This is a genomic window from Psychromonas ossibalaenae ATCC BAA-1528 (assembly GCF_000381745.1).
GTDB classification, from domain to species: Bacteria; Pseudomonadota; Gammaproteobacteria; order Enterobacterales; family Psychromonadaceae; genus Psychromonas; species Psychromonas ossibalaenae.
In genome coordinates, this window is record NZ_KB907000.1 from 25,084 (window position 1) to 48,189 (window position 23,106).

Genomic DNA, 23,106 nt, shown 5'->3' on the forward strand with positions numbered 1-23,106 from the left:
TTGAAGACTGATATTTGCCGAGGCTTACGCCGTTATATCGATAATTGAATCAGCAGAAGACAGTCCAAATTTTGACTGTACAGCGGCCAGTATCGAGTCTTTATCCGTATCACTTAATTTGCTTGAATCATATTCAGCAAGTATCTCTTCTAAATAAGTTAATATCTCTGCAGACTGCCCTTCGCCCGCAGGCGGCGGCATACGTCCACTCTCTGCGCCGGCCATTTCACCAATACTGTGTGCATCAAAACCATTGTCTTGCATCAACTCGGCCAGCTCTTTACCTGGGCTGATACCTGCATCAGCTAAACCTGCGACGATATAAACAGCATCATCGCTGCTTAATGCATCCGCATCAAAATTAGACAAGAGCTCAGTTGCTGTTTCGCGCTGTTCTGTTGACATAGAGGGTTTATTTATCTGTATAGAAGGCACCTGCATACCTGCTGAAATTGAGTTTATGCTCATCTGTTCCTCACTTATTATCAATAAAAAACTCGGAAAACCACATGAGGGCACAATAACAAAACCTTGGTGAAATCCAGGTGAACTGAGCGGCTTAATATTTATTTTCTTTTATTTTTAGACTTCACCTGTATTTATAAAATTATGCAGGCTTTAATTTTGCTGATAAATATATACTTAGCTAAACAGGGAAGGAAAATTATGATTTTAGTCATTGAAGATAACCGCTCGCTGGCGGCAAATATTATCGAGTATCTCGAAGCACACGGCTTTGAATGCGATTTTGCTCATCGCGGTGATCAAGGTTTTGCTCTGGCTCAGTCACACGCTTTTGATGCCGTTATTCTTGATATCATGCTGCCGGGACTCGACGGTATGAGTGTCTGTAAAAAACTTCGCGAACAGCACAATGACAGCCCTGTTCTGATGCTTACCGCCCGAGATACCCTAGAAGATAAACTCGAAGGTTTTACCGCCGGTACCGACGATTACCTGGTGAAACCTTTTGCACTGTCTGAACTGCTTGCCCGTGTGCAGGTTCTTATCCGCCGTTCCAAAGGCACTAAAACAATTCTCCAGGCTGCTGATTTAAAAATGGACCTGGCTCTTAGAGAAGTGTCCCGCGGCGGACAAAACCTTACCTTAAACCGGGCCGGCTGGAAAATTCTGGAAATATTACTGCGGGCAAGTCCGAAAGTGGTTACGCGCCAGGAAATAGAACAGCTTATCTGGCCGGATCAGGTGCCCGATTCAGATGTATTAAAATCACATATTTACCAGCTGCGTCTAGTGGTCGATAAACCCTTTACCACTCCGTTAATTCAAACAGTGCGCGGTATCGGCCTGGTAGTTAAGAGTCAGCCCCTATGATTGAGCATAAAAGCCGTCTGCGTTACCAGTTTAGAAAACAGCTTTTTATCAGTATTGGTTTACTGGTGGTGGTTTTTTCTATCCTGCTTTATAACCTCTATTTTATGGGCCATGCTAATGCAACACACCGCTCAATGATGATTTTAGCTGAACATTATGCAGCTCAACTCGAACTTCAACCTGATTCCCCTCTACCGCAAAGCGGCGGTGTCGGCGCTTATATCGGTAGACAAAACCTGCCTCACACGGTTCAGGATTACTTTAAAGAGCAGCCTTTAAATGATTATCAGATGCATATCTATCATGGAAATGAAAACTCTCCTACTCGGTACTTTATGCTGGCGTTTCCGCTTAACAATTCCAAGCACCAACTGCTTGTGCTTTACAACGACCAGGCGCTGCGTGAATTACCTAGGCCGTCCAGAAAAGGCTGGATAATAAACCTGCCCGGCGCCATTGCACTAACAGCAGTACTGGCTATTATTCTGGTTTTCTGGTTAGCACAGCGTTTAATTTCGAAGGTCTTAAACCCCCTTTATCAGCTTAGTGAAATGGCGAATCATTTAGACGAAAATAATCCAGAACTTTCATTTTCAATTATGTCTGATAAAACTGAAATCGGCGATGTCGCCAACACACTGCACAACTCTCTGCAGCGGATTCATCAGTTTCATCAACGCGAGAAAAAATTTCTACAGAATGCCAGTCATGAACTGCGCACACCTATTGCCGTTGTTGCCAGTTCATTAGATATTATTGCACTGCGTAGTTCTCGGGGAAATCAGCAGATAGAGGATCAGCTCCAGAATATCCGTCGTTCCAATCAATCGATGGCAGAGCTGAGCGAGGCGATTCTGTTAACCGGTCGGGATCAGCACAAGCCGGAAGCTGCTGAACAGGTCAATCTTTCTTACATAGTTAAAAATGTCGCGGCCGATCTTAATTATCTTCTTGAAGGGAAAAATGTCAGAGTGCAGTTAGCAGGATCCGACAGCGTTGAACTTCAGTTAGCAAAAACGCTCTGCCGCATCGTCCTTAGTAATTTAATTAGAAATGCCTTTGAACATACCGACAACGGTAAAATACAAATTAGTGTCTCAGACACAGTGGTCACTATTAAAGATACGGGCTGCGGTTTTGCTCAGGAAACGGCCGCTAAACTTCAGGAACGCGGCATCAGCGACGGTCAGGGATTTGGACTCGGCCTGGATATTGTACGCCAGATTGTTAAAGCCCAGCAGTGGAAATTCTCTCTGCAGGCAAACAGTGATATCGGCACTACCGTGATGATTGATTTCTCTTCACCGCTAAGCAGTAATGATTCAACCTCAGAGTTTTAGGTGCTTGAAATTAGCCGCTGGCAGTTGTTACATGCAGCAGGTCATAAATAAGCTTGCCTGATTTTGTATTGAATCTGCGTTATTATCCCCTTTAATATTCAATTACCTATACAAACGGATGTGACATGAAACTCCTAGAAACAACACTTAACCAAATCAGTCCCAGCTCAAGCGAGTGGCGTGAAAAAGCAGCACAGCGTATTGAAACTCTGATTATGCCTCACTGGGCATTAGGACGCAGTTTAGATCTAGCTGTTGATGTTGCCGGTATTACCCGCTCAATCACCCCGGACATCAGTAGACGGGCGTGCATCGTCATGGGCGCAGATCATGGTGTTGCCGCTGAAGGTGTAACCCCCTGCCCGCAGGAGGTTACACCGCTTATGATGGCGGCTTTCACTAAAGGCGGTGCGGCAATTAATGTACTGGCCGACCATATCGGCGCAGAGATGGTTATTGTAGATGTTGGTGTAAAAGGCGATCTGTCTGAGCTTTATAACGAAGGTAAAATTATTGACTTTTCGATAGCTCAAGGCACCGCAAACTTTGCCAAAGTGCCGGCAATGAGCCGTGAACAAGCCGTCGCTTCAATCGAAGCCGGCATCGAAGTGGTCAACAATATCAAAGATAAATTTGATCTTTTTGTGCTTGGTGAAATGGGTATAGGTAATACAACCGCCAGCAGTGCAATTGTCTCACTGCTCTGCGGGTTATCAGCCGATATCGTCACCGGCTGCGGAGCTGGTCTGGATGAGCCGGGAAGACAGCATAAAGCACAAGTTATCCGCGCGGCCCTTGCTCTGCACCAGCCGGATCCACACGATGCACTGGATGTTTTAGCAAAAGTCGGCGGCTTTGAAATAGGTGCAATGGCCGGAGTTATGCTGGCGGCGGCGGCCTTACACAAACCTGTAATACTGGATGGTTTTATCTGCACGGCAGCAGCACTCATCGCCCAGTCACTTAATCCGGATGTAGCCGATACGCTGATCGCCGGACACAGCAGTGTTGAACGAGGACATATCGCAGCCTTAGAAAAGCTCGATAAAAATCCAATTCTTAATCTGGAACTAAGGTTGGGTGAAGGCTCCGGTGCGGCGATGGCACTGCCTATTGTTGATGCAGGTGTAAAAGTGATGAAAGAGATGGCCACTTTTGCAGACTTAGGTGTTTCACTCAGCTAAGAGATCTCAGCTTCGGCATTAAAAAGACAGGCTGTCTGCCTGTCTTTTTAGACCACTACCTTTATAAATCTGCAGCTACTGCATATAACGCATCAATACTGGAAGCACCTAGTTTAGTACTTCTTTCCGGTGACCAGCCCTGAAGCGGTTGAGGCGTCTCAATAGTATCTTTAAACGGCATTTCCAGTGTAACCGCCGGGCAGTTAAATGTCTGTGCAATATAGTTAGTGCACACGGTCATATTAGCTTCACCGGGTTTATCAATGTCGTAGCCTTTCTCCATCTGAAAATCAGGATTAACCTGCATTAATGTATTAGCAAAAGAATGCTGCAGTTTCGCTAAGGTATCATTCCAGCCAGGGATACCTTCTGCACCGGCAATAAAGTTATAAGGCAGCGCTTCGTCACCATGCACATCCAGACAGAAATCAACACCAACCTGATGCATCTGCTCACGTACTAGATAAACTTCCGGACTTGATTCCATGCTCGGCTCCAGCCATTCACGGTTCAGATTAGCTCCAGCGGCATTAGTACGTAAATGCCCGCGGCGGCTGCCGTCCGGATTCATATTCGGCACAATATAAAAAACCGCCTGTTCTAATAAAGCGCGTGAGACAGGATCATTTTCATCGAGCAGGCGCAGGACAAAACCTTCCATCCACCAGGATGCCATAGTCTCACCCGGATGCTGTCTAGCCTGAACCCAGATTTTCTTTTTACCCGGCTCAGGTGTACCGATAATCAGCTGATCTAAATCCTGACCGTCTAATGTCTGGCCTAATGTTTTCAGCTGTACTTTATCATCGTTAATTGCCCAGCCGATAAAGTCTGCACAACGCTCCGTTGAATAAGGCGCAAAATATGCGTAATAAACAGACTGATACTCTGGGATATGATCGATTTGTAAGATACCGTCTTTATAGGTTGTCGGCACGCGGAACCAGTATTCTTTATCGTAAGAGGCAACCGCGTGGTAACCTTGCCAGCCGCTTGTATAAGATGCATTAGCTGCATTAGTAATTTTTAATGTACAGTCCAGTCCTTCGGCACCCGTTAAACGAAAATAAAACCACTGATAAAAATCACTGTTATGGTCTTTATTTATTTCTAACTCAATGTCAGACGGATGTTCACATTTCAGGCAACGGATATTTCCACCGTCGAAATTGCTGTTGATATGCATAGGATTTGGATTCCTTAAATTAAATATGAAGGCAGTATAGCGACTATAATTTTCAAGACGGCGCTAACATATTACAAAACGGCAGCAAAAACTAAACAAATCCTTAAAAAACAGATTAATGTCGAAATTTTCTTAGCAAAGATTTCAACTTTCAACTAATTCGCTGAATATATCAAAAGTAAGATTTACTAATATAGCAATAGGTAAGTTTAGAGGGCTGTGAAATAAGAGATATCAGCAGTATTATGGGAAATATTTTTTCAGAAATTCCTGCAGTTGACCCGATTTCTGCATCTCAGCAAGTGTTTTATTGACCAGCCGCATCAGCTTCTGGCCACGCTCGTTTCGGGTAAACATCATATGAAACGGAGTTGGCAGCGCCTCGGGAAACGGTCTATAACCCAAATCAGGATCATCGATAAAATTCTGCCCTATGAGTGAAAAACCGGCAATTACTTCCATGTTTTCCACAAAAAGATCGACCCTGTTTCGATGAAGTTTACCGATAAGATGTGCATAATCATTTGCATCTCGATCCACTTCAACCGTTTTTATTCCCCAGTAGTCATAATTATATCCGATAATGCAGCCTACCCTGTATTTACTCAAATCAGCCCGACTGCGGATAGTTAATCCATCAGGATTATGTTTCTTAGAATAAAAATAATACGGAGTTACCGCATAATAACTTGAAGAAAGGTAATATTTTCTGGCCCGATCATCATTAGAAGAGGCGTTTAGAAGCATGTCGTACTCGCCCAGTTCAACCTCTCGCAGACAGCGTTTCCAGGGGATCAGGTCAACACTGAATTGTATGTTATTTTCAGCAAAAACAGCCTCAATAACATCCACAGAATAGCCGACAACAGCGACACCTTTATCTGCATCTCTAGACTGATAATGAATAAAAGGCGGCCATTCACCGCTATCGTCACAAACACGTACCAGCTCTATTTCACGATCTGCCGCCTGTAATATACAGGGTACGAAAATAGATAAAATTACGGTTGTAATACACTGAAATATCTTCATCATTGGTACACCGGACAGTCCTCTGGATAAAAACTAGATCACTAGTGAATCACTATCCACAAACATAATCATGTCTGTTTTCAGTATAGGCGTTATCCTGCTCAGATATCATCTTAATTTCCCTGACGTTTGACCTGCCTTTATAAACACAGCCTGCTTGATTCAGCGGACCGAACTTAACTGTTCCTTTATTAACAGGCCGAGAATAAGGTGGCAGGCATGACGGATCTGCTGGTTATGCTGCTCCTGCAGCGCTTTGAACTGTGCCTCCAGCGGCGCCTGATGAATACCTAAACCATCCGGCAGCTCCGGCGCCCGGTTTTCTCTGACAAAAAGCTGGTCATAATATTCATGATACTCTTCAGTCACATGAGTGATCATCTCTGCAGACAGCCCCGCTTTACAGCCTACCTGAGAAATTAACTGCCTTACCGCTTGAAAATTTCCGGGATCAGTGGGAAATGGAATTATATTATCCATATCAGTACCTCATATTACTCACTTTGTTTCTGCTTAATACGTTCACATGAACGCTCAGTGTATCAACGGTTTCCTTGAATAAATCCAGCTCGTCAATAGACAGATCGTTTAACTGTTCAAGGTTGTATTCAATCGTATCAATAATCGAAGAATCGGAGTATGGGCTGAAATATCTTTCATAAATCGCTTAAACCGTCTTGAATGTTTTGCTGTTCTCATCATCCACCTCAGCATTCTATATATTCTAACTATAGAAGCTGTGTGCTTAATAACAGGCACTGTGTGAAAATATTGAACGGATAATACAGAATGATCTGCAAAGAATGCAGGGATAGAACGTAAAACAGAGGATAAACACAGAAAATGAACTCCTGTCGGCTTGATATTTGAGCACAAAAAAGGGAAAGCACAGAGCTTTCCCTTTTATCAGTCAATTGAAAATTTATGCAACCGCAGCTTCCGATTTCGCATAACCCAGTTCCTGAGCAAGCGCTATTTCCGGCGCAACATATTCCATATTGAGCGCTTGAGCAACACTTTCACAGGTTACTTTGCCGTTAATAACATTCAGTCCGTCTAAGAAACCTTTGTCACTGCTAAGCGCTTTCTGGTAGCCCTCATTTGCCAGCTTAATAATATACGGCAGTGTGGCGTTGTTAAGCGCAAAAGTTGATGTTCTAGGCACGGCTCCCGGCATATTAGCAACACAGTAATGCACCACTTCATCCACAATGTAAGTAGGATCCTGGTGCGTTGTAGCATAAGAAGTTTCAATGCATCCGCCCTGATCAATGGCAACATCCACAATCGCTGAACCTGGTTTCATCTTGGCAATATGCTCTTTAGTGATAAGTTTCGGCGCGGCGGCGCCCGGTATAAGCACACCTCCAATCACAAGATCAGCTGCAAGTACTTCTTTTTCTAATGTCGCAGCGGTTGAATAAAGAACTTTAGCTGTATTAGCAAACTGAATATTGAGATTACGCAGTGTATCAATATTACGATCTAAAATAGTCACGTCAGCACCAAGGCCCACCGCCATCTGCGCGGCATTATTACCAACCATACCGCCGCCGACAACCACTACTTTAGCAGGTTCAACACCCGGTACGCCGCCCAGGAGCATGCCGCAGCCCTGATTTGATTTCTCTAACGCCTGCGCACCGGCCTGAATGGCCATACGACCAGCAACTTCAGACATAGGAGCCAGCAGCGGCAGTCCGCCGTTTGCATCCGTCACCGTTTCATAAGCAATACACACAGCTTTTGAATCAATCAAATCCTGTGTTTGTGCAGGATCCGGCGCTAAATGCAGATAAGTAAACAGAATTTGTCCTTCACGCAGCATGGCACGCTCTACAGCCTGCGGCTCTTTTACCTTCACAATCATATCGGCTTTAGCAAAAATACTTTGTGCATCTTTTTCAATTGCAGCACCGACGGAAATATAATCTTGATCGGTAAAACCGATGCCGATACCGGCATTTACTTCAACAATCACTTCATGGCCGTTGTGAATCAGTTCACGAACACTAGCTGGAACCATACCAACACGATACTCATGGTTTTTTATTTCTTTAGGTACTCCGATAAGCATAACTATTTCCTTTCATTGATTGATGAGATGTCTTTATTACGTGCTGAAAGTATAAAAGCTTTGGCTTAGATTTTTTGACTGTATTTTTATCTCATTTAAAGATACATTAGAACATATCACTAACAAAAATATAACAAGCAGTTAATTACACTGCCTACCTGGAGTTTTGTGACACATGACACTAGATAAGATTGACCGCAATATTTTGCGTGAACTACAGAAAAACGGCCGCATATCTAATGTGGCATTAGCTGAAAAAGTCGGCTTGAGTCCTACTCCCTGTATAGAGCGTGTTAAACGCCTGGAAAAAAAAGGGGTAATAAAATCTTATACCGCACTGATTGACCCTAAATATTTAGATGCTTCTCTGCTGGTGTATGTTGAAATCAAGCTTAACCGCTCCAGCGCTGACGTTTTCGAGCGTTTTAATGCAGCGGCTAATCAGCTGGATAATATTTTAGAATGTCATATGGTATCCGGAGATTTTGATTATTTGGTAAAAACTCGAGTGGCAGACATGTCGGCGTACCGTAAGGTATTAAGCCAGACCCTGCTGGCACTGCCTGATATAAAAGATTCGCGTACCTATGTGGTAATGGAAGAGGTTAAATATTTAACCTCTATTAATATTCCAAGTTGACTACATTAATGAAAATAAGACATATCAGCGTATAAGCCCAGGGGTATCGATAGCGAGAAGCTTTCAGCCCATCGCCATCGATTATTTACAGGGTCTATTTTTCCTCACTAACCGCCGCGAGAGAGATTATGTTTTCATCATGAGTCAAAACAAGTCTTATATTCTTTCCTTCTAAGTTTGAAGAGTACAGCTCTTCATTTTCTGCCCAGTATATTTTCTTTCCTTCAAAATCAACAGTCATTGCACTAATCCTTCCCGCACTGATTTCATATAAGTCTTTTACCTTTCCATTATCAACGTTTAACTTTTGAATATAATTGTCATTAGACCAATAAAGAGTACTTTTTTTCTCGTCATATTCCATATCCTTAGCCGGCATATATTCACTCGGTTTAAAACCATCTTCAACGGTAAGCACGACTTCACCGCTTACACTTACATGATCTCCTAGGTTCACACTCTCTATTATTGCTTCTTCACCTAGTCTACTACTGTAATATAACTTTTGTTCCGTTTGCGATATTGCCATCGCTTCTAGCATACAATGTCCCCAGCACTCTTCACTGATCGGATCAAAAATAATATCATCTTCACCACCTGTCACTCCCGGCTCAGGGACAATAGCAATCCAGCCATTCAATGTTGAACTCATATAGATATCTTCAGTTTGTGCATCAACTTTTATCTGCGAGCTCTGTATATGTAGCTGGTTATAGAACTGAAAATCATCTCCATTTAAGTCTGAAGTATAAATTGAAGCCAAACCGGGAGTAGTAACGAGGGTATATAAAGTACCATTCGCTTCATCGATTGCTGACGCACTATCTAATACAAACAATTCATTAAGGGTATTTGTTTCTAATGAAAGCTGGCTTACAGTATTTCCACTATAGTTAGCACTAACCATATAAAGACTATTTGAATATGACGGCAAGGATATAAAGCTTAAAGTGATGGCAGATGCAATGGCAGTATTTTTAAATGGATTCATTTTTATTACCTTAAAATTTCGAATAACAAGTGGTTAACAAACAACCAGTGAATGATCGACAAACGACCGACAGCGCAAAACTAACACCACAAAGACAATACTTAAAAGTGAGAAAAAGTGATAAAAAGTGAATTTTGATGATTCAGGTAAAAAATAGTGTAAAACTGCAGTCTGTGAATATTTACCACCACTAATTACTCAAGGCTAAAACATTTAACTAACGGCATAATATTTACTAAAATTGATTGAAATATAAAGAGTCGTCAAAAGCAGTTTACAATTGCACTTGCGAACATGTGCATCTCCAAGCTGCAGATTTATAGTGACTCTTTATATGGATGGCTTAAAAGATACAGCTTATCCCAATACTAAGCTGCTGACTAAACGCCTCGGGGTATGTACGGTTTTTTCCGCTTTACCTAAACGCACTAACATCTGCACTGTATGATGCTCCTTAATCTGAAAATGCTGTTTAAACTGCTGCTGTAAATCAAGCATATCTTCATACTCTTCTAACACCTGACTCATGGGATGCTGCGCCAGCCCCATTGCAGCGGTAGTTAAATTTAAACGGCAGTAATCACGTCCAGCTTTCACCTGCTGCAGACGACTGTTACCTTTTGTGGTTATCCAGGCAAAACTGCTGGTTGAGGCACTGATAGAACGGGTAATATCCACGCTTTGCTTAGCAAATTCTGAAGGATCTTTCTGCGTTTTTTCGCGATCTAAAAAGAAACTTTCCAGCATTATTTTTTTAATACCGCTCACACCTGCATGCTCCAGCCCAAACCCGTCTCTAAACTTCTGCACCTCCTGATCGTTAAAGCGGAACATGTTAATGGTTTCTAAATCGCGGGCTTTATGCCCTGATTCAACGGCCATTGCCTCGGTTAATACCCGCTGCAGATACTGGCCGTCCGGCTCGGAGTCTACCAGCGTAAAACTGCTTTGTGTGGTATCTGCTAATGCCTGCAGCTGAGATTTTTGTGCCGGGTTTAAACGGCTGTTATCGTATTCACGTTTATTAGACTGACGTTTAAGTAATTGCACAAACAAAGGATCTGTTTTTACATCATCACTTTTTGTCAACACGACCCTAGCGACCGGCAGACTTTCAATTACGCGGTTGCTGTACTCACCTTGCGGAAAGTAGTCTATTTCAGCTTTGAAACCATAAGCCGTGGCGGCAATAGTTAGTGTTTCTAAGAAACAGCCCTGACCGATATGGATCTGCCGTGCAAAGGGATCTGTTTCAGGCAATAACCGTTGTTGATCCACAAACAGATCAAAGCTGTATTGATCATTTAATTTTATCAACCAGGGTTGAATATTATGCGGATTAGGAGCAAGTATGGCGTATGCAAGCACCTTTAAACGAATATCCGTCTCACTTTCGTTCGGGCCGTTCCAGCCGTAATCTAATTTTCATCCCCTGCCGAACAACTGCTTAAGGTGCTGGTTAACGTGACACCGGCCATACCTAAACCCATCAAACGAATAAAACTACGACGTTTCATAATTATCTCCTATAATCAATATACATTCCACAGAATATAAATTAGTATTCCTTGGAATGTTTGTCAACCTACTTTTTGGAGAATGCTGTGGATTCACGCCGGCAAAATGAAAGACGGATCATTATGCTGCAGGGGATCATTCAGCAGTTAATGACTACCCGCACCAGTAAGCTGTTTAAAAACTTTGCTGTTAACAGCTCAGAGTTTGCCCTGCTAAGTCATTTTAGCCATAAACCTGAACGCAGCTGGACTGTCTCGGAATTAGCCGAGGTGATGGAGATGAATCAGCCCGGCATCACTAAACTGACAGCAAGCTTAATAGAAAAATCTGCACTTAGCGCAGCCGTGGATGAATTTGATAAACGCAAACGCCACTTAACGATCACCAGGCAGGGACTGCATTTATGCTCGGAGATTATGAACAAACTTCAGCCCGATATCAGTTTATGTTTTGCCGACTGGCAGGATCAAGAACTGCAGCAGCTGCTGACATGCAGTGAAAAACTGATGAAATGGCTGGATGAAAACCGCTTATAAACTGACAGCTTATATTAAACAGCAGCAGGCAAATGCTTATCTGCTGCAGACGATTAAAGATATTAATCTGACGGGTTGATAAATAACTGATTTATTGTCAATTCAGTCAGTGACCCGATATGTATCTCATGACTTGGGCTGTTACCCATTAAAACAGCCAAAATAAAACAGTGTAGTTCAAACAACATCGCGTATATTATCTCCGGCACACCAAGGTATTTAATAAGAAGGTTTTAATGCGCCCCCCATTTAATCGATTTATTATTTTTTTTCTGATATTAGCACTGTCAGCCTGTGTTGCTAATCGTGAGGAGAATAGTTTGCTCGGTGATCAGCTAAACAATACTGACCGTGACAAACAAGGCTCGGCGGCTCCATCTCAAACTGTATATTCCAGCCTATGGGGCAAACAGGGGGAATTATGGCTTCCGGATTCCAGACTGCCCTTTGTCGCATTAGCAGGTTATGGCGAAGGTGCGGCTCTTCCAAGCTATACACGTATTGTTGCTAATGTCGTTACTGATTTCGGGGCATCTCCCCAAAAGGACAGCGCGGCCAACAGCAGAGCATTTCAAAATGCTCTGACATATGCGGCGTCTCTAGTGAGTACCGATAACCCGGGTGTCCTGTATATCCCGGGAGGCATATACAATTTAGACAAACAGCTGCACCTCAGCACCTCCGGCCTGGTTTTACGCGGCGCAGGTCGAGACAAGTCTGTGCTGCGGTTCACCACCGGTCTTGTTAATGATCCCGATGCGCTGGGCGATGATAAAAAGCGCCGCAAATTGATTGTGCTCGGGGGAGGCTTGGATAAAAAACACAGCTTAAAGTCTGGTGTAAACTGGCGCCAGTGGGATCCGGGCTACAGCGCGTCAGTAGATTTTAGTGCGTTACCGCAGCGGGGGGATTTTATCCTACGTCTAGCCAGACCGCTTAAGGCAGACTTAAAAGAAAACATTATTAATCAGAATTATCGTATCCGTTTAGCACAGCCGATGGGATACGGTAAAAATTCAGATACGCCGTTATTGGCCGCGGCCGTCTATGGCGGTAGTGATTTTTCTCCGCCTGGAAGTACAACAGGCGGCAGCCTGGTATCACAACAGTTTGTGGTTAACATTTGTGAAGATAATCAAACCTTGATACTGGATCGCCCGCTGCGTTTCTCCACTTCTGCTGAGATGCGCAATGGAGGTGCACGCATTGCAGTAAGAGATATTATAACCTCCTGGGACACTGAGCAGATAGGGCTCGAAAATCTCACTATCGACCTACCCGAGACCTCTTGGCTAAAGCACTTTGGAACGGAGGGACAAGGTGCTGTTGAAATAATGAGTGATAACAGCTGGGTACGGGATGTAAAAATTATTAATGCCGATAATGGAATCGAAATAGACAAAAACACCTTTAATAATACCATCCAGAATGTTCTGCTGAAAAGCAGTCGTACTCCGCGGCGATCCGGCCCGGCAGGCCGGCGTTATGATGCCTATGGCCATCACGGCATTACATTAAAAGGCCGAGACCATCTGCTAAAAGATTTTACCCTGGAAGTAAGCTTTGTACATGATATAACCATGAATAACTGCCACGGATGCGTAGTAACAAGAGGCAGTGCGCCGCAGATGAATATGGACCACCATCGCCAGGGGATTTATGACAGTGTATGGACGCAGTTAAACCTAGGTAACCCTGAGCGTATGTGGGAAAGTACAGGTAATCCGGCTGAAGGTTACAATGCCGGCGCCTATAACACATACTGGAATATTAAAAGTGAACAGCCGGGCAAAACCTATTGGCCTGAAGATGGTAAAAATGGATTATATCCGCAGTGGGGACAACACAAAATTAATCTGGTCGCTACGGAAATTCAACGTAAACCCGAAGCCGGCGAAGGTAACAGACCAGCCCCCTATCATCCTGACAATGCTTTTCTGGAAGTGATCAAACCGTCAGAAATATCCCCGCAAAATATTTACCAGGCACAAAACCAGGCTTACCTAAACGGCATGCTTAAATTAAAGCAAATCAAAGCTAGGCAGAAAACAACAGCGACCTGCCCTGATTAACAAATTTAGCATTTTTATTTATGCCGCAGAAAAACAAAGGAAAATAATAGCGACATTCAGCTATATTTAATTTAACACGTAAGTTTGAAGCTATTATATTTACATTAAAGGTCGGCTTATGGAACAACTTTCAGGCACTATTTTTGATTCTCACCTGTTATGGTTTGCAGCCGGTTTATCGGTTACCTTCCTTATCTGTCTGTTTAAAAACCTCTTTGAGCATAAAAATGCCAGTAAAAAGTTATTTTTAGAAAATGTTACTCGCGAGCGCAGCCTTTGGCGCGAATCATTACGCGAAGAGGTTGCAGAGTTCTGCGCCTTGGTTTACAGCATTCAACATGAATGTCAGTTCAAAGATGAACTGCTTATTGAACAATTGTTTTCCAAACATGTTTCCCGCTTAAATGAGTTGAAAGTAAAAGTAAGGTTGCGAATAAATCCGCATGAATCGATTAACCAGCCAGATGCGAAGTTAGTCCGTGCAATGAGCCGCGTCGTTAATCAGCTCAGCATGGGAGATTTTGATAATATTTCACGTCAGATGCTGCGTATTGAACGAAATACACAGCTTCTGCTTAAATCTGAATGGGATAAATCAAAAGGTGAAGCGATGCAGGGGAAATTAACGATGTCTAAAAGACATGTTCGTTAACTTTCTTCGGCAGAGACTACAGTTCTATACCACAAAATCAAACAGCGCATATATTTCAGCAGATAAAATAGATCATCATTGGCACCGGAAAATGAAATCCAGTTTCTGGCTATATTTGTAGAGCTATTAGGATATTTAAGACTCATATAAAACGCCTTGTTTTTTACTGACACTGCAGCCTGGATTATAACTAATCCAGGCTGCATGTTGAGAACTTAAACTCAAGAGGATCAGCCGGCCCAACCCATCCTGAAGGTTTAGGGATTTCTTTTCTAGCAAAAATAGCTTTACAGTCATCTTCGAAATAGATTACAAATTTTTCAAAGTCGACTGATGTTAAAGTAGATATTACTTTTTCATGTTTTTTAATAAATGCAGTTATCACATCTAAATCTCTGCTGTTTTGATATTGAGGCGGTAACGCCGCCGGTGAATTTGTTGATAATAAAAGAATAAATAACAGCACTATCATTCTTTTCATATTTACCTCACTGTAACCTAACACCTCAAGAAGCCGCCTGACTCACTGCATACACCTGTGATGCGTTTTGTTTATTTAAAATTAGAACGAGCCCAATCACTAAGCTCTTCAATTGGTTTAGGAAAACCAAGGGTATAAACAAAACGGCTTTCACTGTCTTCAAAAATACTATTACCGACACCAAGTAAAACAAACCCCTCTGCTAATAGGTTACCTGCGTCTTGCACGCATTCAGTTTCGATAATTTTTGTGATTTTCAGAAGTGTTTCTTGATATTTTGTAATTTCCACGTTGTCCATGATTCCTCCTGTGCAGATAGAGCGTTAGATACAATATATCCAATACGAATAGAATAGCAGTAGATTTAATCCACAACTTAGAGCACTATTGCGGCTGAAATACGAACTCTACAGCCTTATCCCCCTAGAGCAGAGAATATTTATAAAAAAGGTGACCCAAATTGAAGCCTTATTGTCCAGCCAGCGCAGCGGCATGTTTATTTTATCGTATGATCAATAAACAAAGCTTCTAAACCAGCTTTCCCTGTCTTGACGCCCGACTGATACCAGTGACAACTAAGGCGGGCATAGTTGTCTAAATCAGCTTGAATTAAGCAGGTTTCCTCATAGTTAATTCCACTTTCCATAAAGCGTATACGAAGAACTTGAGCATCTCCATTCAATGCCGGTTCAATGCTTCCGTTGGCTTCAGTCCGTTTGCCGTTGATTATCCGGCTTACTTTCAGGATGTCATTTTCAGTGTAGATTTCGACTTTGCCGTTATATGTACTGTCAGAGTCAGGAGACTGGCCGATTAAAAGATACTTACCAGCAACAAAGCTTGTAATAAAATCTTCTTCTTGTGCGTATGCAAAAGAAGAATTAAGTATTATCGCAGGCAAAGCAAGTCTGAGCATATTTTTATACATTAGTGTAGACCTCATTAAATAACAGATAACAGCGGCTGTTAATGTAGTGAAGTGAAACTCAGCCAGTTGTTATGAGTTTGATTTTAGTGACTTATAGTCTGCTCGTTTCAATTTTAACTGCTTGAAAATTTTACTGCCGAAAACATTGATTAAAGCACCGGCAATAATCAAAATACCGCCTATCCAGGTCCAGACTGACGGGATTTCACTAAAGAATAACCAGCCGAGTATGATTGAAAAAACCACCTGAACATAAGAATATGCGGTCGCTTTACTGGCCACTTCAGTCTGCATTGCTTTTGTAAGGCCAACCTGCCCTACTTGAGTAAAAATACCAACAAACAGCAGTAACAGCAGCGCTTCCATATCCGGCATGACAAAATCACTGCCAAGTAAGAAAACAGATAGCGGCAACGCAATAAGCGGAAAGTAAAAAATAATAACCGAACTGTCTTCACTGCTGCTGAGGCGTTTTACAATGACGTAAGCAACAGCGCTTCCGAAAGCGCCCAGTAACGCAGCCGTAACACTAAGCAAAGGTAGTTCTGCTGCATTTTCAAAGGTAAATCCCGGACTTACTATTACAAACAATCCTACAATACAAAAAATAATGCAAATTACCGTTGACAGCTGAACTCTTTCTCTAAGAAAGACTAACGCCAGAACAGCCGTAAAGACAGGATGCAGATATTGAAGAATAGTAGCCTCTGCTAAAGGTAGAGTAGTTACGGCAAAATAAACACACATCAAAGCAAATGATCCAGCAGCCCCTCTTGCTATCAGCAGCTTTTTATTATTTCCCCAGACTGAGATTTTTTTCCTTTTCACGTCTATAAAGCTAATGACTAATGAAACCAATGCTCTAGCTGCAACGATTTCAAAAACAGGAATACCATAAGTACTAACTAATTTAACGCAGCTAGTCATAAGTGCAAAAGCAAAAGCTGATATCAGCATATACCTGACACCGGCAGGGATATTGTTTATAAAGTGAGCAGGCATAATTACTAATTAATTTGAGGTGAGTAGAATCCGTGATTCTATAAAACAAATCACCGAAATGAAAGCGATGATTCGGCTGCAGGAGATGACTTATTAAGAACTAAACTTAAGTGAAGCAGGAGTATCGCCATGGCTAAACTATCCTTCGTATTTACTGCCCTTGTGAGCAGTCTGGCTGCAAAGCTTTGCACTACCTCCTGTAAGTGATAGTGCAGATATTTCCACCCCGGCAAAAGCCGGTTCATTTAGCAGCCTTATTACCAGAACATATGTTTCTTGTAGATGCTTGTATACCGATTAGCACTGAATAACTTACTCAGCAGTCACTACCTTCTTAGGTTCAATAAAGTCCCATTGCACTATCGGCTGTTTTATCATCATCACAGAGCCCTGCTGAAATTCTGCCGCATAAAATTGCGCAAGTTTAACCACTTTCTCTAATTCATTTTCATCAATTATAATGGTGACTATTTTTGAGTGCTCTGCTTTACCTTTATAAAAACCGGTTGAATCTACAACATTAAATCCCTCAAATGAGGCTGTAATTGTCTTTTTCATAAAATGCAGCCACTGTTGTTATGATACAGAGCCGCCGCCTGGAATAGACTGGCCAAAATAGAGCTGTACACTAAAAGCGTTGTCTGCGAATGATAATTTAGGCAGCAGTATGAACATCATGATCAGCAAAAAACGACCAGTTTTGTTATTTTTCATTATAATTCCAATAGTAGTTGCTGGTACAGAAGCCGACGTATCACACGTCGACTCTATATCTTCCAGCATGGTAAAATACCGCGTAGATAGCCTCTTTTTCTGCCGCCTTCCATCTCCCACTGCACACCATAGTGATCACGCCAGTAAAAAAATGCAACAGGAAACGGGTTAAGCATCATAGAAGCCCATAAAGGGATGGCTAACCCTTCAAACCAAAAAACTGTTTTCTGATCACCCCCGTCTAACTGAGTATGACTAGTAACAACCAGCAAAGCTGACTTTAAACAATTACCCTGTAAACCGTCTTTATTAACGAATCCATTCTTTGCTCTTTTCCTATATTTTTTATATTAAACTGTTAACCACCTCTGCAACGCGGTTTCTTCCGTTTGTTTTGGCTTTATACAAAGCAATATCAACACGTTTGAGCATGCTTGTTATACTGTCGCCGCTGATATATTGTGTGACGCCGAAACTGGCAGTAACAGTCCCCACACTGCCGATCTTTTCGCAGTGCATTTTGTCGCGTAACTTTTCTGCATTCGCTAACGCACCGCGACTGTCTGTTTGTAAAAGGATAATAAATTCTTCACCGCCCCAGCGCCCGGCTAAATCAACATTACGGGTATTTTGTTTAAGAAGATCAGCAACATGAACAAGTACAACATCGCCGACATCATGACCAAAGTTATCATTAACCTCTTTGAAGTGATCAATATCTAACATAATCAATGACATCTCCTGTTCGTAACGTTCACAACGGCTTAGCGCTATTGAGATCTGCTCTTCTACATGCCGTCGATTAGATAATCCGGTCAGTTGGTCTGTTATAGAAAGGGTTTCAAGCTCTCTATTTTTCTGCTGAAGTTCCTGCGTTCTCTCTTTAACAAGGTGCTCAAGATTTTTATTCATCAGCTCTAACTCATAATAAATACGCGCATTTTCAAGTGAGATAGCAGACTGTGATGCGATTACTTTTAACAGCTGTATGCGGTCAGATTTAAAGGCATAAGTTAATTGTGAATGTTCGAGATAGAGCAGGCCCACTAATATTTTCTGCTTAACAATCGGCACACAGCAGATTGATTTTATTTTATGTGTATTAAGATAATGACAGCGGCTGAACTGCTGATCTTTACTATCATCGTTAAATACAACGCTGTTTCCAGAATTTATCACATAATTAACTACCGCTGGTGACAGATATTTTGATTTATTAAATGCTAAATCCTGCTCTTCATTTTTAGCATTTATATCCATTTTATCGACCAGGCGTTTAACAATAAACTGCTGCTTCTCTTTTAACAGCAGCACTCCTCTTGTCGCGCCGACGTTTTCAATTGCCAGGTTTAAAAGTTCAACAGTTAATTTATCAACATCAATATGCTTCGAAACAGCCTGTGAAGCTTTAATTACAGAGGCAAGATCAAGTATATTGGAAAAGTCTTCAGTACCGAGAGAACTGCTCACTGTTGCCTGGCTGTCTGCTAATGCAGGAGCTGTCCGGAAATAATCCGGATACTGATCTGTTAAGCACTTCATTTTACCTGACGCCCCCCAGCTCTGATATACCGCCATAGCGCGTTCCATACGGAACTTCGTTAGATGGGGTTTAGCCAGCTGACTCCAGAACAGTGCCGTTAATTCATCGGTAAGTGCAGCATCCAGCAGAAAACCGGAGTCTAATGCCAATTCCCGCGCCTGTTCATAAAGTTCAATCGCGCTTAAACTCTCTTTTTCAATAGCGGCGACTTCGGCTTTGATCAACAGGTATTTATGGTGGAAATTCTCGGGGCATAACTCAGCCCACTGCGCAAATCGATTAAGATGAAAATCAATAGCGGCTTTATATTCTATTTTGGCCTGCTCGTCTAATGCTGGATAAGCAGCGGTAAGATGCAGGACCGCATACAAACTGGCGTCTATTTGAATGATTTGTGCCTGCACAGTGGCTTCAATAACAGGCAGCCATTTATTGATAACAGCAAGCGGCTGAATATCTCTTGCTAATAATGATGAGCGGAGCATTGAATAAACACAATGACCATAAAAGAATGGATTTTCCTGATAATCTTCGAGAAGAGTCCGGCTGCAAAAATCAGCAGAGTCTAAACTGTTAAAACTAACCGTTTCACCTTTTAAATGCTTCAACGGCTGTATTACGATCAGTTTCAGTAAGTGCACAATATCATCAAGTTTTGCATTAGTGAGATATAACAAACTCTCTTGAGCCTGTTTTTCAACTTCGTCTAGAGGTGCTCCCGATGCGAACAGAACATGCGCTAACTGCAGAAATACCCAGCCGGCATAGGGAGAGCCGGACTCCATTGAAAGCTTAGATGCTTCGTGCCAGTATCCGTGACTGCTTTTAAGTGGTTTTAACCAGTGATTAATACCCAGAGAAAAGACATGATAGGTATAATTTTTCATGCATGGATTCTGGTATTTATCTGCTAAGCGCATAGCAAGGCGCCCGACGGCGTGTCCTTCGCGGTATGAACCACTGGAGCATAAAATAGTCGCATAGTTAACATAACCCACAGACGTAACGGAGCAGTTACCTTTTTCCATCGATAATCTGGTGCTGATAGCAGCTGCGGCAGAGAGCAGAGGCCCGTTACCCAGAAGATAAGCATCTACGAACGTATCAAATAATAATTCATGGGTGAGAATAAAATCAGCATCCGTCACTTCCTGCTGCTGATATAAAATATCAAAATCCTTCTCCAGAAGAAGCTTCTCAATTTTCAGCTGCTCCTGAGAAAAGATCTGCATCAGCGCCTGCTGATCAGTTGGTAAATCAAAGCCTAATAACTGCAGTGCCTGATATTCAAGATTAACTGATTTTTGATATTGGCCTTGATGATGATACTGCTTAGCCTGCATATTACACAGCTTGAGCTTATCCTGGTCTTTTTTGAGGTTATCCCTGATGATCTGATAGAGGTTCTCTGCATTTTCAAACTGTGAAGTTAGATAGCAGGCTTCTGCTAACTCTAAGTGAAGCTGCATTGCTAATTCGTGGTTTATCTGCCAGCAGTTTTCACCGAGCAGTTTTGCGCCGTGTGTTAAACAGGCTTTAGCAACATTAAAGGCAGCTGATTTTTTCGCTTTTACTGCGGCTTTAAGGTTCAATTTAATCAGCTCATCTGTTTCTTGAGCCGGACAAAAACAATCCCCCTGATTTAAATGTGCCACAGCGCTGAATAATTGATCCTCAGATCCGCTTTTTTCTATATTTCTGAGCTGCAGGTTACCAATAATCCAGTGTAGACCTGCCTGCCTGTCTTTTGACAGCATATCGTATGCAGCTTGTTGAATACGATCATGTGCAAAACGAAATAACATGCTTGGCATCTGCACTGCCTGCTCTACCGTCAGTAGTTCAAAATCATCATGCAGTGGTTGAATTAACCCCGCAGAAACAGCTGGTAAAAGTGAGCTCGCAGCCTTCGCTCGTGATAATTCAGCTACGTTACTCAGCATTGCTAAATCAAAGAGATTGCCGATACAGCCCGCCAGCTGCAGCAGTTTTACACTTTGCAGCGGCAGCTTATTAATATTACCCTGGAGCATATCAATGACATTCTCAGCACAGGGCAGGTCTTCAATTGTTTTGCGGTTCCAGCTCCATGAGTTCAGATCGTAATCAAAGAAAATATGTCGATCGTTATACAAAGTATTAAACATGGTTTTGAAAAACAACGGATTACCATGGGTCTTCTCAAACAGTAAATGGTTTAACCGGTCTGCATCATCTCGAGATAACGGCAGCGTGTCTTTTACTAACTGAGCAAGAACAGAAGCATCCAGCTCAGCTAACTCAATCGAGACAATATTTCGAGTTGCAGCCTGCAGTATCGGCATTGACAGTAATAAAGGATGGCTGCTCTGTACTTCATTGCTGCGGTAAGCGGAAATAATAAACAGTGATTTCTGTTCTATATACGGCGCTAACGCTTCAAGCAGAGACAGACTTGCGCCGTCAACCCACTGCAGATCATCCATAAATATTAATAATGGATAACGGCAGTCCCCCAAACTCGATAACAGATTAAGAAAAGCAGTATTAAAACGTATAGACTGCTCTTCCGTACTAAGTTCAGCAACAGCCGGTTGTGCTCCGATAAGCAGCTGCAGTTCAGGAATAACTTCGATCAAAACCTGCCCGTTAACACCAATACCATTCAAGACTGTCTTTTTCCAGCTGGCTATTTTGTCGTCACTTTCCTCCATTATCTGTCTAAACAGGGCAGATAAAGCTTGAATGAAGGCTGAATAAGGCTGATGACGCAGAAACTGATCAAATTTTCCGGCTGCAATATAACCACCCTCTGCTGTCACTACACTGTAAAGCTCCTTAATTAAAGAGGTTTTACCCGCGCCCGAATGGCCCGCGACAAAAGCAAAGTGCCCGCAACCGTTACTCACCCTGGCAAAAGTATCGAACAGTTTGTTAGTTTCTACGCTGCGGCCGTAGAGTTTTTCAGGGATAATAAAGCGATCCTGCAGATCATCAGCTGCCAGCGGAAAAGCTTCTATCTGCCTGTTTAATTCATATTGCTGCAGACATTTACTAAGATCAGAGTGTAAACCCTGCGCACTTTGGTAACGATCCGCGGCATCTTTGCTCATTAACTTTGCAACAATATCCGATAAAACTTGAGGAATAGCAGGGTCAAGCTCGCAGAGGGGCCGAGGATGTAATGCAATATGACAGTGAATTAATTCATTGGAGTCATTTGCAGTAAAAGGCAGTTTTTTGCCCAGCAGCTCATAAAGCACCACCCCAAGGGAATAAAAATCAGTACGGTAATCAAGCCCGCGGTTCATTCTGCCTGTTTGTTCAGGCGACATATAAGCAAGACTACCCTCAATAAAGAGTGGTTTAATCATCGCCCTTGCACTGTGGGGAAACTCTAAAGCACAACCGAAATCAATAATGGTCACTTGTTCATTTTCAGGATTTATAATGATGTTATTAGGAGACAGATCCCGGTGACAAAATGACTGACGATGAATATCCGCAACTATCTCTGTTACACTTAGGCTGATTTTAAGAGCAGTTAACAGATCGATACTAGACAGCTTTTCATACTCTTTCAGCGAAATACCTTCTGCCCTTTTCGTTATCAGTGCGGCAGAGTTATTCGTTTCGATAAATGCTAAAGCCGATTGAATACCTTTTCCTTCAACGGCACTTAATATCTCATACTCACGACTTAAGCATGCTGCCTGACGCGGAGTTGGGAACGCTTGTGCAGAGGTTTTTATGCTGACTGAAAGGTTGTCTTGACTGCGCAGCGCATTAAAAACAATGTACTGCTGGCTTTTATATTTTTGCTGAATCTGTGAGTAATCTTCAAGCTGCACGGCTGATTTCCTCCCTGAAATTTTAACTGATCAATATATTACAAT

General features: G+C 42.4%; 23 protein-coding genes. 7 read left to right on the top strand and 16 right to left on the bottom strand.

Going from position 1 to position 23,106, the window contains the following annotated elements; translation table 11 throughout:
* Window positions 1–24 precede the first annotated feature (24 nt).
* Window positions 25–468 carry a hypothetical protein gene (locus tag G327_RS0115625; protein WP_019615739.1) on the bottom strand — a complete coding sequence of 148 codons (444 nt, stop codon included), beginning with the start codon at window positions 466–468 and terminating at the stop codon, window positions 25–27.
* A 198-nt stretch (window positions 469–666) separates the two neighbouring features.
* Here G327_RS0115625 and G327_RS0115630 point away from each other — a divergent pair, with 198 nt between their 5' ends.
* From G327_RS0115630 to cobT, 3 genes are all read left to right on the top strand, one after another.
* Complete coding sequence (locus G327_RS0115630; protein ID WP_019615740.1) at window positions 667–1,335, top strand: response regulator transcription factor; 669 nt, start codon at window positions 667–669, stop codon at window positions 1,333–1,335.
* Window positions 1,332–2,675, top strand: a complete 1,344-nt coding sequence (locus tag G327_RS0115635; RefSeq protein WP_019615741.1) for a sensor histidine kinase — start codon at window positions 1,332–1,334, stop codon at window positions 2,673–2,675. Before G327_RS0115630 ends, G327_RS0115635 begins: the two co-directional genes overlap by 4 nt.
* Before the next feature lie 125 nt (window positions 2,676–2,800).
* A complete protein-coding gene (gene cobT, locus G327_RS0115640; RefSeq protein ID WP_019615742.1) occupies window positions 2,801–3,859 on the top strand; it encodes a nicotinate-nucleotide--dimethylbenzimidazole phosphoribosyltransferase in 1,059 nt (352 codons plus the stop codon).
* Between the two features lie 61 nt (window positions 3,860–3,920).
* On the opposite strand, the gene G327_RS0115645 is transcribed toward cobT, so the two are convergent.
* From G327_RS0115645 to ald, 4 genes are all read right to left on the bottom strand, one after another.
* Window positions 3,921–5,045 (bottom strand): M14 family metallopeptidase, encoded by a 1,125-nt coding sequence (locus G327_RS0115645; RefSeq protein WP_019615743.1) that lies wholly within the window; start codon window positions 5,043–5,045, stop codon window positions 3,921–3,923.
* Between the two features lie 243 nt (window positions 5,046–5,288).
* Complete coding sequence (locus G327_RS0115650; RefSeq protein ID WP_019615744.1) at window positions 5,289–6,080, bottom strand: substrate-binding periplasmic protein; 792 nt, start codon at window positions 6,078–6,080, stop codon at window positions 5,289–5,291.
* A 159-nt stretch (window positions 6,081–6,239) separates the two neighbouring features.
* On the bottom strand, window positions 6,240–6,557 hold the full coding sequence (locus G327_RS0115655) for a hypothetical protein (protein ID WP_019615745.1): 318 nt from the start codon (window positions 6,555–6,557) through the stop codon (window positions 6,240–6,242).
* A gap of 442 nt (window positions 6,558–6,999) precedes the next feature.
* Entirely contained in the window at window positions 7,000–8,154 is a 1,155-nt protein-coding gene (ald, locus tag G327_RS0115660; RefSeq protein WP_019615746.1) for an alanine dehydrogenase, read from the bottom strand.
* 175 nt (window positions 8,155–8,329) lie between these two features.
* Between ald and lrp the strand changes: the two genes are divergently transcribed.
* The gene (lrp, locus tag G327_RS0115665; RefSeq protein ID WP_019615747.1) at window positions 8,330–8,794 is read left to right on the top strand and encodes a leucine-responsive transcriptional regulator Lrp; all 465 of its coding nucleotides are present in this window, start codon (window positions 8,330–8,332) and stop codon (window positions 8,792–8,794) included.
* 94 nt (window positions 8,795–8,888) lie between these two features.
* Here lrp and G327_RS0115670 read toward each other — a convergent pair whose 3' ends face one another.
* Window positions 8,889–9,785 (bottom strand): hypothetical protein, encoded by an 897-nt coding sequence (locus tag G327_RS0115670; RefSeq protein ID WP_019615748.1) that lies wholly within the window; start codon window positions 9,783–9,785, stop codon window positions 8,889–8,891.
* 357 nt (window positions 9,786–10,142) lie between these two features.
* Window positions 10,143–11,153 carry an Acg family FMN-binding oxidoreductase gene (locus tag G327_RS0115675; protein ID WP_019615749.1) on the bottom strand — a complete coding sequence of 337 codons (1,011 nt, stop codon included), beginning with the start codon at window positions 11,151–11,153 and terminating at the stop codon, window positions 10,143–10,145.
* 236 nt (window positions 11,154–11,389) lie between these two features.
* Between G327_RS0115675 and G327_RS0115685 the strand changes: the two genes are divergently transcribed.
* The 3 genes from G327_RS0115685 (at window position 11,390) to G327_RS0115700 (ending at window position 14,563) form a co-directional block, all read left to right on the top strand.
* A complete protein-coding gene (locus tag G327_RS0115685) occupies window positions 11,390–11,839 on the top strand; it encodes a MarR family winged helix-turn-helix transcriptional regulator (RefSeq protein WP_019615751.1) in 450 nt (149 codons plus the stop codon).
* 236 nt (window positions 11,840–12,075) lie between these two features.
* Window positions 12,076–13,911, top strand: coding sequence for a glycosyl hydrolase family 28-related protein (locus tag G327_RS0115695; RefSeq protein WP_019615753.1), 1,836 nt, complete (start codon window positions 12,076–12,078; stop codon window positions 13,909–13,911).
* 118 nt (window positions 13,912–14,029) lie between these two features.
* Window positions 14,030–14,563 carry a hypothetical protein gene (locus G327_RS0115700; protein ID WP_019615754.1) on the top strand — a complete coding sequence of 178 codons (534 nt, stop codon included), beginning with the start codon at window positions 14,030–14,032 and terminating at the stop codon, window positions 14,561–14,563.
* Here the strand turns inward: G327_RS0115700 and G327_RS26900 are convergent.
* The 9 genes from G327_RS26900 to G327_RS0115745 form a co-directional block, all read right to left on the bottom strand.
* A complete protein-coding gene (locus G327_RS26900) occupies window positions 14,560–14,709 on the bottom strand; it encodes a hypothetical protein (RefSeq protein WP_019615755.1) in 150 nt (49 codons plus the stop codon). The genes G327_RS0115700 and G327_RS26900 overlap by 4 nt on opposite strands.
* Before the next feature lie 44 nt (window positions 14,710–14,753).
* On the bottom strand, window positions 14,754–15,044 hold the full coding sequence (locus tag G327_RS0115710) for a ssr3402 family protein (RefSeq protein ID WP_026339392.1): 291 nt from the start codon (window positions 15,042–15,044) through the stop codon (window positions 14,754–14,756).
* A gap of 71 nt (window positions 15,045–15,115) precedes the next feature.
* Complete coding sequence (locus tag G327_RS0115715; protein ID WP_019615757.1) at window positions 15,116–15,343, bottom strand: hypothetical protein; 228 nt, start codon at window positions 15,341–15,343, stop codon at window positions 15,116–15,118.
* Window positions 15,344–15,540: 197 nt separating this feature from the next.
* The gene (locus G327_RS0115720; protein ID WP_019615758.1) at window positions 15,541–15,972 is read right to left on the bottom strand and encodes a hypothetical protein; all 432 of its coding nucleotides are present in this window, start codon (window positions 15,970–15,972) and stop codon (window positions 15,541–15,543) included.
* A gap of 69 nt (window positions 15,973–16,041) precedes the next feature.
* Window positions 16,042–16,929 carry a DMT family transporter gene (locus G327_RS0115725; protein WP_211217241.1) on the bottom strand — a complete coding sequence of 296 codons (888 nt, stop codon included), beginning with the start codon at window positions 16,927–16,929 and terminating at the stop codon, window positions 16,042–16,044.
* Between the two features lie 357 nt (window positions 16,930–17,286).
* On the bottom strand, window positions 17,287–17,541 hold the full coding sequence (locus G327_RS0115730) for a DUF3574 domain-containing protein (protein WP_281167237.1): 255 nt from the start codon (window positions 17,539–17,541) through the stop codon (window positions 17,287–17,289).
* Window positions 17,542–17,550: 9 nt separating this feature from the next.
* Complete coding sequence (locus tag G327_RS26905) at window positions 17,551–17,688, bottom strand: hypothetical protein (protein ID WP_157601167.1); 138 nt, start codon at window positions 17,686–17,688, stop codon at window positions 17,551–17,553.
* 53 nt (window positions 17,689–17,741) lie between these two features.
* On the bottom strand, window positions 17,742–17,960 hold the full coding sequence (locus G327_RS0115740; RefSeq protein ID WP_019615760.1) for a hypothetical protein: 219 nt from the start codon (window positions 17,958–17,960) through the stop codon (window positions 17,742–17,744).
* A 73-nt stretch (window positions 17,961–18,033) separates the two neighbouring features.
* On the bottom strand, window positions 18,034–23,061 hold the full coding sequence (locus tag G327_RS0115745) for a diguanylate cyclase (protein WP_019615761.1): 5,028 nt from the start codon (window positions 23,059–23,061) through the stop codon (window positions 18,034–18,036).
* Window positions 23,062–23,106 lie beyond the last annotated feature (45 nt).

Coding starts and splice junctions, on each gene's coding strand:
- ald (WP_019615746.1), bottom strand. CDS start 8,154: ATGCTTATCGGAGTACCTAAAGAAATAAAAAACCATGAGTATCGTGTT.
- G327_RS0115655 (WP_019615745.1), bottom strand. CDS start 6,557: ATGGATAATATAATTCCATTTCCCACTGATCCCGGAAATTTTCAAGCG.
- G327_RS0115700 (WP_019615754.1), top strand. CDS start 14,030: ATGGAACAACTTTCAGGCACTATTTTTGATTCTCACCTGTTATGGTTT.
- G327_RS26900 (WP_019615755.1), bottom strand. CDS start 14,709: ATGAGTCTTAAATATCCTAATAGCTCTACAAATATAGCCAGAAACTGG.
- G327_RS0115670 (WP_019615748.1), bottom strand. CDS start 9,785: ATGAATCCATTTAAAAATACTGCCATTGCATCTGCCATCACTTTAAGC.
- cobT (WP_019615742.1), top strand. CDS start 2,801: ATGAAACTCCTAGAAACAACACTTAACCAAATCAGTCCCAGCTCAAGC.
- G327_RS0115695 (WP_019615753.1), top strand. CDS start 12,076: ATGCGCCCCCCATTTAATCGATTTATTATTTTTTTTCTGATATTAGCA.
- G327_RS0115645 (WP_019615743.1), bottom strand. CDS start 5,045: ATGCATATCAACAGCAATTTCGACGGTGGAAATATCCGTTGCCTGAAA.
- G327_RS0115635 (WP_019615741.1), top strand. CDS start 1,332: ATGATTGAGCATAAAAGCCGTCTGCGTTACCAGTTTAGAAAACAGCTT.
- G327_RS0115625 (WP_019615739.1), bottom strand. CDS start 468: ATGAGCATAAACTCAATTTCAGCAGGTATGCAGGTGCCTTCTATACAG.
- G327_RS0115725 (WP_211217241.1), bottom strand. CDS start 16,929: ATGCTGATATCAGCTTTTGCTTTTGCACTTATGACTAGCTGCGTTAAA.
- G327_RS0115710 (WP_026339392.1), bottom strand. CDS start 15,044: ATGAAAAGAATGATAGTGCTGTTATTTATTCTTTTATTATCAACAAAT.
- G327_RS26905 (WP_157601167.1), bottom strand. CDS start 17,688: ATGAAAAATAACAAAACTGGTCGTTTTTTGCTGATCATGATGTTCATA.
- G327_RS0115715 (WP_019615757.1), bottom strand. CDS start 15,343: ATGGACAACGTGGAAATTACAAAATATCAAGAAACACTTCTGAAAATC.
- G327_RS0115720 (WP_019615758.1), bottom strand. CDS start 15,972: ATGTATAAAAATATGCTCAGACTTGCTTTGCCTGCGATAATACTTAAT.
- G327_RS0115630 (WP_019615740.1), top strand. CDS start 667: ATGATTTTAGTCATTGAAGATAACCGCTCGCTGGCGGCAAATATTATC.
- G327_RS0115650 (WP_019615744.1), bottom strand. CDS start 6,080: ATGATGAAGATATTTCAGTGTATTACAACCGTAATTTTATCTATTTTC.
- lrp (WP_019615747.1), top strand. CDS start 8,330: ATGACACTAGATAAGATTGACCGCAATATTTTGCGTGAACTACAGAAA.